The sequence below is a fragment of the Massilia horti genome (assembly GCF_004614195.1).
Classification (GTDB): Bacteria; Pseudomonadota; Gammaproteobacteria; order Burkholderiales; family Burkholderiaceae_D; genus Telluria; species Telluria horti.
Genome location: NZ_SPUM01000007.1, coordinates 22,245 through 34,028, shown reverse-complemented (window position 1 = coordinate 34,028; position 11,784 = coordinate 22,245). Strand labels below are relative to the sequence as shown.

The window sequence follows — 11,784 nt, the reverse complement described above, 5'->3', positions numbered from 1 at the left end:
TGTCAGGAAAGTACGGCCCGGTACACGGCGGCGGTCGCGCGCGCGGTGACGTGCCAGGTCAATTGTTCGGCGCGGGCTCTGCCTGCAGCGATGCATCTTTCGCGCAGTGCAGGTTCGCGAACCAGCGCAAGCATAGCATTGCTGAGCTCGCGCGTATCGCGCGGATCGACCTCCAGTGCTGCGCCGGCGCATACTTCCGGCAGCGAACTGGCATTCGAGGCCACCACCGGCACCCGTGAGGCAAACGCCTCGAGCACCGGGATGCCGAACCCTTCGTACAGGGACGGAAAGGCAAACACGCCGGCACCGGCGTAGATGTGGCGCAGCGCCTGGCCGTCGGTCAGCTGGTTCAGCCACACGACTTGCGCGCCATCGGCGCGCGCGGCGTCGATGCGGCGCAGCAGTTCCTCGCAGCGCCATCCGGCGCCGCCGACAATGACCAGCTGGCGCTCGGCGCGCACCGGGCCGGGCAATGCCAGGTAGGCCTCCAGCAGGCGCTCGACGTTCTTGCGCGGCTGCAGTGTGCCCACAAACAGGAAATAGCCGGCACGCAATCCGTGGGCGGCCAGGGTGGCGGCCACCTGCTCGCCCGGCGCGCTCTCCAGCCAGGCGTCGTCCACCCCCATGGGCACCACCGACACCCGCTGGGGATCGATGCCGAAGCATTCGACCAGCTCGTCGATCGCAAAGTGCGACGGCGCGATCACGTGGTCGGCCTTGCACACGGCCTTGCGCTGCAGCCAGTTTTTCACCCGGCGCAGGCGCGGGCTGCACCACTGGGGGTACTTGATCGGCAGCGCGTCATGCAGCGTGGCCACCACCGGGCAATCCATGCGCACTACCCGGTAGTCGGTGACGTGGAAGATGTCGACCGGCATGTGGACGCGGTGCGCGCCAGGCGTGACCAGGTCGACCAGGGAGGCCACCTCGAACGACTGCGGCAACGGCCGACCGACCGTGATCGCGTCAAGCTTGGCGCCCGGACGCGGCCATGAGTAAGGCTGTACGCTGCAGCCGGCCTCCGGCAGGAACCGCAGCAGCGCCTGGGTGTAGACACCGATGCCGTCAAACCTGCCGGCAGTCAGCCCTGGCTCGATCATATTCGTCCCCAGGCCGACGGAAAGGAGCGTCACGCCTCGTACATCCAGCGCAGCGTTTCGACCAGCGGCGGCTGCTCGGGCGCGCCGATCAGCGCGCGCAGCTTGGCGTTGCTGCCCACCAGCGACTGCACCTCGTTGGACCGCACGAAAGCCGGATTGACGCAGACCTGGATGCGGTAGCCGGCAATGTCGGACATCATGTCGATCAGGTTGGCCAGCGAATGCGAGTGGCCGGAGCAGACGTTGAAGGCTTCGCCCGCGGGCGCGGTCGCCAGCAGGCGCCGGTAGCTGGCGGCCACCATGCGCACGTCGGAAAAGTCGCGCGCGATCGCCAGGTTGCCCAGCTCGATGCGCGGCGCGCGCCGCTTGAAGTGGGCGACGATCTTGGGCAACAGGAAGTTTTCGCCCTGGCCGACGCCGGTGTAGTTGAAGGGACGGGCGATCACGATCGGCAGCTTGTCCATCCACAGGCGCGCCATGTACTCCATCGCCAGCTTGCTGACAGCGTAGTCGTTGGCCGGGGCCGGCGCCACGCGCTCGTCGATGACGGGCACGCTGGCGTTGCCGTAGATGTTGGCCGAGGATGCCAGCAGCACTGCGCTGGCCGGGTGCGCCACACCGGCCAGGGCCTCGAGCAGGTTGCGGGTGCCGGCCACGTTGACCCGGTAGATCTGCTCGGCATTCACGTGCGGGACGAACGCGATGCCGGCCAGGTGCGCCACCACGTCCGGCTGTACCTGCTCGACCACCGCGGCCAGCGCATCACGGTTGCACAGGTCGACCGGGAACACGTCCGGCCCGGTCGCCTCGCCCGGCATTGCCGTGCCGAACACGCGGTAGCCGGCGGCGGCCAGCTCGCGCTCCAGGTAGTAGCCGGTAAAGCCGCGCAGCCCGGTGATCAGGGCGCGCTTGCCCTCCCCTTCGCGCCGGGTGACGGCGGGCTGCGGCTCGTGCGTGGCGATCCTGATCATCTCAAAACGACTGTCCCAGTTCGTTGCGCCGCAGGTCAGCGTCGACCATCATCTGGCATAGCTGCTCGAGCGTGGTCCGCGGCTCCCAGCCGAGCTCGCGCCTGGCCTTGGACGGGTCGCCGATCAAGAGGTCGACCTCGGCCGGGCGGTAATACTTGGGCGACACCCGCACCAGCTGCTTGCCGCTGCGGCTGCAATGGCCGGATTCGTTCTCGCCGCTGCCGGTCCATTCGATCGCGATGCCCGCGCCCTTGAACGCCATGGTCACGAAGTCGCGCACCGTTTCGGTACGGTTGGTCGCGAGGACGAAGGTGTCCGGGTTGTCGGCCTGCAGGATGCGCCACATGCCTTCGACGTATTCGCGCGCATAGCCCCAGTCGCGCTTGGCGTCCAGGTTGCCCAGCTCCAGCACGTCCAGCTTGTTCAGCACGATCTTGGCCACGCCATCGGTGATCTTGCGCGTGACGAACTCGCGCCCGCGCAGCGGCGATTCGTGGTTGAACAGGATGCCCGACGAGCCGAAGATGCCATACGACTCACGGTAGTTGACCGTCATCCAGTGCGCGTACAGCTTGGCCACACCATACGGGCTGCGCGGATAGAACGGCGTTTCCTCGACCTGCGGGATGGCCTGCACCTTGCCGAACATTTCGGAGGTGGAAGCCTGGTAGAAACGGATCCGGGGATTGATGATGCGGATCGCTTCGAGCAGGTTAACGGCGCCCAGGCCCGTGATCGAGGCGGTCGCGACCGGCTGCTCGAACGAGACGCCGACAAAGCTTTGCGCCGCCAGGTTGTAGACCTCGTCCGGCTCGGCCGTCTGGATCAGGCGCACGCTCGAGGACAAGTCGGTCAGGTCGTACTCGACCAGCGACAGGTTCGGGTGGGAGGCGATTCCCAGTTCATCGATACGCCAAAAGTTCACCGAACTCGAGCGGCGATAGGTGCCGGTGACGTGATAGCCTTTTTCCAGAAGCAGCTGCGCCAGGTAGGCGCCGTCCTGACCGGTGATACCGGTGATCAGGGCTCTTTTTGTTGTTTGCATGTTCGTGGTGTTCCAGTTAGTCCGGGTGGCGCTTTCGCGACCTGGGTCGCCGGACCTGATAAGTTTCCGGCAACCCGACATTGTAACAGAGCAAGCATTTCCACCCTTTTTTACAGCATGAAATCGTGCAATCTTTGCAACAATTTCCAAATATTATGCCCCGAAAAGGGAGTTCGGCGGCGCAGGCTTACGGATTGTTACGTGTAATCGGACCGACGGGCAGTCGTGCGCAAGGTCTTCTGCGACCGCTCAACCATTGTTTCATTCGACTGAACTAAAAAAACAGCCCAGCCGGGATTGTTAAATCACCGCTCCGAGACCGCATCGACCACGCACAATGCCGTCATGTTGACGATCCGGCGTACGGTGGATGACGGGGTCACGATGTGCACCGGACGCGCGCAGCCCAGCAGCACCGGCCCCACCGCGATGCCGTTGCCGGCCGCGGATTTGAGCAGGTTGTAGGCGATGTTGGCGGCATCGATGTTCGGCAGCACCAGCAGGTTGGCGTCGCCCTTGAGCGTGGACTGCGGCATGATCTTGGCGCGCAATTTGGAGTCGAGCGCGGCGTCGCCATGCATTTCGCCATCGATTTCGAGCGAGGGCGCCTTCTGCTGCACCAGAGCCAGCGTGGCGCGCATCTTGCGGGCCGACTCGCTGTTGGACGAACCGAAGTTCGAGCTCGACAGCAGCGCCACGCGCGGCTTGATGCCGAAACGCTCCAGCTCCTCGGCCGCCATCACCGTGATCTCGGCCAGTTCGCAGGCCGATGGATTCTCGTTGACGTGGGTGTCGACCAGCGCCAGCTGGCGCTCCGGCGTGATGACGAAGTTCATCGCCCCATAGACGTCGGCGCCGGGACGCTTGCCCAGGATCTGGTCGATGAAGTTCAGGTGCAGATGGGTGTCGCCGATCGCACCGCAGATCAGGCCGTCGGCGTCGCCCTTGTGCACCATCATGGCGCCGATCAGGGTGTGGCGGCGGCGCATCTCGAGCTTGGCCCACTCCTGGGTCACGCCCTTGCGCGAAGTCATCTGGTAATAGGTCTGCCAGTAATCGCGGTAGCGCTCATCGTATTCGGGGTTGATGACCTCGAAGTGCACGCCCTGCTTGAGGCGCAGGCCGAACTTCTGGATGCGCTGTTCGAGCACGGCCGGACGGCCGACCAGGATCGGGCGCGCCAGATTCTCGTCCACCACCACCTGCACCGCGCGCAGCACGCGCTCGTCCTCGCCCTCCGCAAAGGCGATGCGTTTCAGTTCGCCCGGCGCCGCCTTGGCGGTGGCGAACAGCGGCTTCATGAAGCTGCCGCTGCGGTACACGAACTGCTGCAGGCTCTGGGCATAGGCCTGCAAATCCTCGATCGGGCGGCTCGCCACGCCGCACTCCATCGCGGCCTTGGCCACGGCCGGCGCGATGTGGGTCAGCAGGCGCGGATCGAACGGCATCGGAATCAGGTATTCCGGGCCGAACGACAGGTTCGAAATGCCGTAGGCGGTGGCCACGATGTCGCTCTGCTCGGCGTGCGCCAGGTCGGCGATCGCATGCACCACCGCGATTTCCATTGCGCGGGTGATGGTGGTCGCGCCGCAGTCGAGCGCGCCGCGGAACATGTACGGGAAGCACAGCACGTTGTTGACCTGGTTCGGGTAGTCCGAACGGCCGGTGGCGATCACCGCGTCGCTGCGCACGGCCTTGGCGTCTTCCGGCAGGATTTCCGGAGTCGGGTTGGCCAGCGCCAGGATCAGCGGGTTGGCCGCCATCTTCGCCACCATCTCGGGCTTGAGCACGCCGCCGGCGGACAGGCCGAGGAAGATGTCGGCGCCAGGAATCACCTCGGACAGCGTGCGCAGCGACGTCGCCTGCGCGAAGCGCTCCTTGTCCGGGTCCATCAGCTCGGTGCGGCCGCGGTAGACCACGCCGGCCAGGTCGGTGACCCAGATGTTCTCGATCGGGAAGCCCAGGTCGACCAGCAGGTCCAGGCACGCCAGTGCCGCCGCGCCGGCGCCGGACACGACCAGCTTGCATTGCTTGAGGTCCTTGCCGACCACCTTCAGGCCGTTCAGGATCGCGGCGCCGACGATGATCGCGGTACCGTGCTGGTCGTCGTGGAAGACCGGAATCTTCATCCGCTCGCGCAGCTTGCGCTCGATGTAGAAGCATTCGGGCGCCTTGATGTCCTCCAGGTTCACCCCGCCGAAGGTCGGCTCAAGCGAAGCGATGATGTCGACCAGCTTGTCCGGATCGGTCTCGTTGATTTCGATGTCGAAGACGTCGATCGCGGCGAACTTCTTGAACAGCACGCCCTTGCCTTCCATGACAGGCTTGGATGCCAGCGGACCGATGTTGCCCAGGCCAAGCACGGCGGTGCCGTTACTGATCACTGCCACCAGGTTGCCGCGCGCGGTGTACTTGTACGACGCCGCCGGATCCTTGACGATTTCCTCACACGGCGCCGCCACCCCCGGCGAATAGGCCAGCGCCAGGTCGCGCTGGTTCAGCAGCTGCTTGGTCGGCGTGACACTGATCTTGCCCGGCCGGGGAATCTGGTGATATTCAAGTGCTGCAGCACGAAGTTGTTGACGTAATTCTTCTTTTTTTTCCAGAGACGATTCCATGCTACGCAGCCTTCCTTTGACAGACACAGACGGGGGACCATTGATTTTATCAGACGGCCACTTTTGACCAACTAAGTATTTTTACGTGAAAGCGGCTGTTTCGCTCGGCGCGGCATCGCGAAATGCATGCTGTTAGTGAACGGACAATCCATCCCACGCCGGGTTGGCGAAACGGCCAACCTCTTACTGTATCACCGTGGCCGGGCGAGTGTCCTGAATTGCTAGTTCGTTGAATAGTAAATATGGCGAAATCAAGCTGAGACAAGGAACAAAGCACAGCAAGGCCGAGGCCTTGCGCGCATTTGTGACGCAGTATCAGATTGATTCTCGCCATATTTGCTCAACGAACTAGCAATTCAGGACACTAATGCAGCACGCCGCTCGCCTGGTCCTGCCGCCACCAGCCGCCGCCCAGGGCCTGGAACAGCGCCACGCAGTCGGCCAGGCGGCTGGCCTGCGCCTGCACCCGCGCCAGCAGCGCCTGGCGCAGCGCCTGTTGCGCCTGCAGCACAGCCAGATAGCCGACCAGCCCCACCTCGCGCTGGCGCAGCGCGATGGCCAGGCTGGTGCGCGCGGCCTGTTCGGCAGCCACGGCGGCGCTCCAGGCCGTGCCGTCCGCCTCGATCGCGTGCAAGGTGTCGGCCACGTCCTGGAACGCATGCAGGACCGTGGACCGATACTGGGCCGCCGCCTGCTCGTACGCCGCCTCGGCAGCGCGCTGCTGATGGCGCAGCGCCCCACCGCGCAGCAGCGGCTGCACCAGGTCGGCGCCGATGCTCCAGAATCCGCTGCCGGACTGGAACAGGCTCGATCCGGTGAGCGCCGCGCTGCCCAGCGAGGCGGTCAGCGAAATCTCTGGCAGGCGCGCCGCCGCCGCGATGCCGACCTGGGCGCTGGCGGCATGCAGCTGCGCCTCGGCGGCGCGCACGTCCGGGCGCTGCTCGACCAGCCGCGCCGGCACGCTGAGCGGCAACTCCTGCGGCAGCCTGAGCGCAGAAAGCGCGAAGTGCTGCCCCACCTCTTCGCTGGGCAGGCGTCCGGCCAGCACCGTGATCAGCGAACGCTGCTGGGCCAGCTGCTTTTCCAGTGGCGGCACGCCCGCCAGCGCCTGCGCCAACACTGCCTCCTGCGCTGCCACCTCGGCCGCCCCCACTTGCCCCACCCGGCGCTCCGTGTTCACCACCGCCAGCAGTTCCCGGGCCAGCCCGACCAGCTCGCGGCTGACCTGCAACTGGTCGCGCAGCGCCGCTTCCTGCACCGCCGCCGCGACCACGTTGGCCGTCAGGGTCTGCCACGCAGCATGGCGCTGGAACCGCGCCACCTCCGCCTGCGCGGCGCTGGCCTCGACCTGGCGCCGGATGCCGCCGAACACGTCCACCACGTACGCAATGTCCAGCTGAACGGTGTGCAAGGTGAACAGGTCGGAGCCGGAAGCGAGCGGGCTGGCCAGCTCGGAGGCGACGTTCTGGCGCACGCTCGACGGATGCAGGGTCGCGCTCGGAAAATACGCCCCGCGCTGCGCCGCCGCGGTTTCGCGCGCCGCGCGCAGGGCCGCCTCTGCCGCCTGCAGGTCGGGATTGGCGTGCAGCGCAGCCTCGACCAGCTGGTTCAGCGCGTTGGAGCCGAACAGCGTCCACCAGCGCGCAGGCAGGTCCTGGCCAGGGGCAAAGCGCTGACCGGGCGGCGCGGCCAAGGGCTCGGCCGTGTAGCGCGCGCCCCTGGGGGCCGCCGGTCTCTGGTAATCGGGACCGGCGGCGCAGCCGGCAATCGCCGCGAGGACCATCGAACCCAGCGTCGCCGCCAGCGCTTTCATCGCGCGCCTCCTTGCCGGCGCGCGATGCGCTCTTCGAGCAGGTAATACAGCGCCGGCAGCAGCACCAGGGTCAGGGCGGTGGCCGTGACCAGGCCGCCGACCACCACCGTGGCCAGCGGCCGCTGCACGTCGCTGCCCAGCCCGCGCGCCAGGGCGGCAGGCAGCAGGCCGAGCGTGGCCACCGTGGCCGTCATCAACACTGGGCGAAAACGTTCGCGCGCGCCATTCACCACCGCCTCCGTCAGGGTGATGCCCGGCTCGTGCCGCCAGCGGTTCAGGTTCGAGACCATGATGATGCCGTTCAGGACCGCGACCCCGAACAGGGCGATGAAGCCGACCGACGACGACACGTTCAGCGTCATGCCGCGCAAGTGCAGCGCCAGCAGGCCGCCCAGCGTCGCCAGCGGCACCGCCAGCAGGATCAGCGCCGGCTGGCGCAGGTTCTTGAATTCGGCGAACAGCAGCACGAACATCAGCGCCAGCGTCATCGGCATGATCAGGGCCAGCCGCGCCTGGGCGCGCTGCTGGTTCTCGAACTGGCCGCCCCAGACGAGCTGGTAGTGCGTGTGGTCGTACTGGACCTCGCGCGCGATGCGGCCCCTGGCGTCCTCCAGGAACGAAGCCAGGTCGCGCCCGCGCAGGTTCAGGCGCACGGTCAGCTGGCGCCGGCCCATTTCGCGCGTGACCGTGGTCTCGCCCTGCGCGAACCGGATCGTGGCCAGCTGGGCCAGCGCCACGTGCGCACCATCGGGCGTGGTCACGGACAGGTTGCCGATCGCCTGCGGACTGGCGCGCGCGGGCGCGGCAAACAGCACCGCCACGTTGTAGCTGCGCTCCTCGATGTACACCTGGGCCACCGGGGCGCCGCCGAGGCCGGTCTGGATCAGGTCCATCACGTCGGCCACGTTCACGCCAAGGCGCGCGGCGCGCTCGCGATCGACGTCGATGCGCAGTTGCGGCAGCGGCGGCTCCTGGTCGATGACCACGTCCTGCGCGCCCGGCACCGTGCGCAGCACCCGCACGACGTCGGTGGCAAGCTCGCGCGTGACGCGGAAATCGTTGCCGAACACCTTGACCACGAGGTCGCTGTGGGCGCCGGCCAGCTTGTCGAGCACGCCGTCGATGATCGGCTGGGTGAAGCCCACGTCGATGCCCGGCAGCCGGCGGTAGCGCGCCGCCATGTGGTCGATCAGCTGCTGCTTGTTCCAGCCGGATTTCCACGTATGGTAGGGATGGAGCGTGATCGCCGCCTCGATGTGCGACGGCGTCCATGGGTCGGTGCCCTCGTCGTTGCGCCCGACCTGGGTCAGCACGTGCGCGACCTCGGGGAATTCCAGCGTCGCGGAGCGCAAACGGCCCGCCATCTCGCTCGCCTTGTTCAGCGACAGGCCGGGCGGCAGCTTGACCTGCAGCCAGATCGACCCCTCGTCCAGGTAGGGCAAAAAGTCGCGTCCGATGGTAGAGCCAAGCACCAGCACTGCGGCGAATATCGCGCCGGCGATCGCCAGCATGGTGCGCGAACGCCCGACCACCCGGCGCAGCAGGCGTTCGTAGCGCAGCACCAGCCAGGCCAGCACCCGGTTGTGGTGCACCCGCGTCGGGCGGCGGTAGGCCCAGTAAGCGAGACCCGGCACCAGCAGCAGCGCCGCCAGCAGGGCGCCAATCAGGGCAAAGCCGACCGCGAACGCCATCGGCGAGAACAGCTTGTACTCGATGCGCTGGAACGCGAACAGCGGCAGGTAGGCGGTGATGATGACCAGCATGCCAAAGAAGATTGGTCGCGCCACCTGGCGTGCAGCGCCCAGCACTTCGGGTTCCAGCAGTTCGTGCTCGGGCGCCGCCTCGCGCCGGCGCAGGATGTTCTCCATCACCACGATCGAGCCGTCGACGATGATACCGAAGTCGATCGCGCCCAGCGACAGCAGGTTGGCCGGAATGTGCAGGTGGTGCATCAGGATAAATGCCGTCAGCAGCGACAACGGAATCGTCAGCGCCACGATCGCCGCTGCGCGCGGACTGCCCAGAAACAGCAGCAGCACCAGCGACACCAGCACCATGCCGGCCAAGAGGGTGTGGCTGACCGTGTGCACGGTGGCCTCTATCAGGTCGGTGCGGTCGATGAACGGCACGATCGACACGTCCTTGGGCAGGATCTGCTCGTTCAGCTCGCGCACCGCCTCGTGCACCCCGGCCAGCGTGCGCGACGGGTTCTCGTTCTTGAGCAGCAGGGTGATGCCTTCGATGGTGTCCGGGTTGTGGTCCAGGCCCAGCACGCCGTGCCGCTCCCGGTGGCCCAGCGTGACCAGCCCCAGGTCCCTGACCAGCACCGGCACCCCGTCCTTCGCGGCCACCACCACCTGGCCCAGGTCGCGCAGATTGCGGATCAGGCCAACGCCGCGCAGCACCAGTCCCTGCTCGCCGCGATCGACCACGCTGCCGCCGGCATTGGCATTGTTGGCGGCGATCGCCCCGGTGACCTTGTCCAGCGCGGTGTCGTACTTGATCAAGTCGGCAGGGTCGAGCTCGAGCTGGAACTGGGTGGTCAGCCCGCCGAAATTGTCCACATCGACCACGCCCGGGACCTGCTTGAGGCGCGGGATCACCTTCCAGAACTGCAGCTCGGACAGGTCCCGCAAGTCGCGCGTGGGCGAGGCCAGGGTGTAGCGGTAGATTTCGCCGATTGGCGAGGTCAGGGGATCCAATCCCGGCTTCGCGTTGTACGGCAGCGTGACCTCGTCGATGCGCTCATGCAGCCGCTGGCGCGACCAGTAATCCTCGACCCCGTCCTGGAACACGATCGTGATCAGCGACAGCCCGAAGGTGCTTTGCGAGCGCATCACGTGCATGCCGGGCGTGCCCATCAGCTCGCGCTCGAGCGGGATCGTGATCTGCTGCTCGACCTCCTCGGCCGCCAGGCCGTTCACCTGGGTGATCACCTGCGAGGTGACATCGGCAATGTCCGGATAGGCTTCCAGCGGCAGCTGTGTCCAGCAATAGGCGCCGTACACTGCAACCATCAGGAACACCAGCGCCATGATGCCGCGCCGGTTGAAGCAGGCGGTGACGAGGGCGTCAACCATTGAGCACCACCCCGTCCCTGACCACCACCCGTTCGCCCGGCCGCAGGCCCGCGAGCACCTCGACCCGCTCGCCGAGCTGGGCGCCCAGGCGCAGCGTGCGCGGCTCGAACTGCCACGGCGCGACCTCGACGAATGCGCGCTCGGAAAAGCCGGTCAGCACCACCGCCGTCAGCGGCAGCATGAGCGCCCGGCGCGGCGGCGCGAACAGGGTCGCCTCGGCGAACATGCCGGGCTTAAGGCGCCAGTCGCGGTTCTCGACCACCATCCTCACCTTGGCCGTGCGGGTGTCCGGCTCGAGCACGGAGCCGACAAAGTCCACGCTGGCGCGCAGCAGGTCCGGATAGGCGTCCAGCCTGACCGATGCCATCTGGCCGGCGTGCACCCGCGGCAGGTCCTTTTCCTGGACGCTGGCCGTCACGAACACGCGCGACAGGTCCGCCACCGTCATCAGCGGCGCGCTGGCATCGTTCCAGTAGCCCCCGGCGGCAGCGGCCAGGTCGATCACGCGGCCGGCGATCGGCGCGCGCACCGCCAGCAGGCCTTTGATAACACCGGGCACGAGGTGCGCGCCGAGCTGGGCCAACCTGGCCTGGGCACGGGCCGCCTCGCTCGCCGCCTCTTCGTAATCGCTTTGCGCCTGTTCCAGGTCGTGCCGCGCGGCGATGTGCGACCGGTCCAGTGCTTGCTGGCGCTCCAGATTTTCCCGGGCCAGCGTCAGTGCGGCCTGCGCCTTGGCGGCATCGCTGCGCGCCTGGGCCAGGTCGCTGGAATCGACCGTGAACAGCACGTCGCCAGGGCGCACGTCATCGCCCAGCACCTTGTTCAGGCACACGATGCGGCCGACCAGTGGCGTGAGCACCTTGACCAGCCTGGCCGGATTGGCTTCCACCACAGCCGGCAGGGTAAACGGTACTGCCACCGTTTCCTCGGCCGCCACTTCCACCGCCAGGGTGCGGCGCAGCGGCGAATTTTCGGGCACGATCAGGCGCGCGCCCTCCCGGACCAGGACCGGCCCCTCGTTCGGCGGCTTGGCGCCGCCCGCACGCCATGCCAGCCAGCCCCATACCGCCAGGATCAGCGCGGCCAGCACCGCCAATGCAAACGCCAACCACCTGCCAAGGGTAGTGATCCGTTCCATGATGAGCTCATGGTTACAG

General features: G+C 67.0%; 7 protein-coding genes. All 7 read right to left on the bottom strand.

Annotated features, from left to right (window positions below):
* Window positions 1–2: 2 nt before the first annotated feature.
* Entirely contained in the window at window positions 3–1,133 is a 1,131-nt protein-coding gene (locus tag E4O92_RS01070; protein WP_307721732.1) for a glycosyltransferase family 4 protein, read from the bottom strand.
* A complete protein-coding gene (locus E4O92_RS01065; RefSeq protein WP_135187893.1) occupies window positions 1,130–2,071 on the bottom strand; it encodes a GDP-mannose 4,6-dehydratase in 942 nt (313 codons plus the stop codon). The genes E4O92_RS01070 and E4O92_RS01065 overlap by 4 nt, the downstream gene beginning before the upstream one ends.
* Before the next feature lies 1 nt (window position 2,072).
* Entirely contained in the window at window positions 2,073–3,116 is a 1,044-nt protein-coding gene (gmd, locus tag E4O92_RS01060) for a GDP-mannose 4,6-dehydratase (protein ID WP_135187892.1), read from the bottom strand.
* A 305-nt stretch (window positions 3,117–3,421) separates the two neighbouring features.
* The gene (locus E4O92_RS01055) at window positions 3,422–5,734 is read right to left on the bottom strand and encodes an NADP-dependent malic enzyme (protein WP_135187891.1); all 2,313 of its coding nucleotides are present in this window, start codon (window positions 5,732–5,734) and stop codon (window positions 3,422–3,424) included.
* Window positions 5,735–6,098: 364 nt separating this feature from the next.
* Entirely contained in the window at window positions 6,099–7,547 is a 1,449-nt protein-coding gene (locus tag E4O92_RS01050; RefSeq protein WP_135187890.1) for an efflux transporter outer membrane subunit, read from the bottom strand.
* Window positions 7,544–10,627, bottom strand: coding sequence for an efflux RND transporter permease subunit (locus E4O92_RS01045; RefSeq protein WP_135187889.1), 3,084 nt, complete (start codon window positions 10,625–10,627; stop codon window positions 7,544–7,546). The genes E4O92_RS01050 and E4O92_RS01045 overlap by 4 nt, the downstream gene beginning before the upstream one ends.
* On the bottom strand, window positions 10,620–11,765 hold the full coding sequence (locus tag E4O92_RS01040; RefSeq protein WP_135187888.1) for an efflux RND transporter periplasmic adaptor subunit: 1,146 nt from the start codon (window positions 11,763–11,765) through the stop codon (window positions 10,620–10,622). The genes E4O92_RS01045 and E4O92_RS01040 overlap by 8 nt, the downstream gene beginning before the upstream one ends.
* Between the last annotated feature and the right edge of the window lie 19 nt (window positions 11,766–11,784).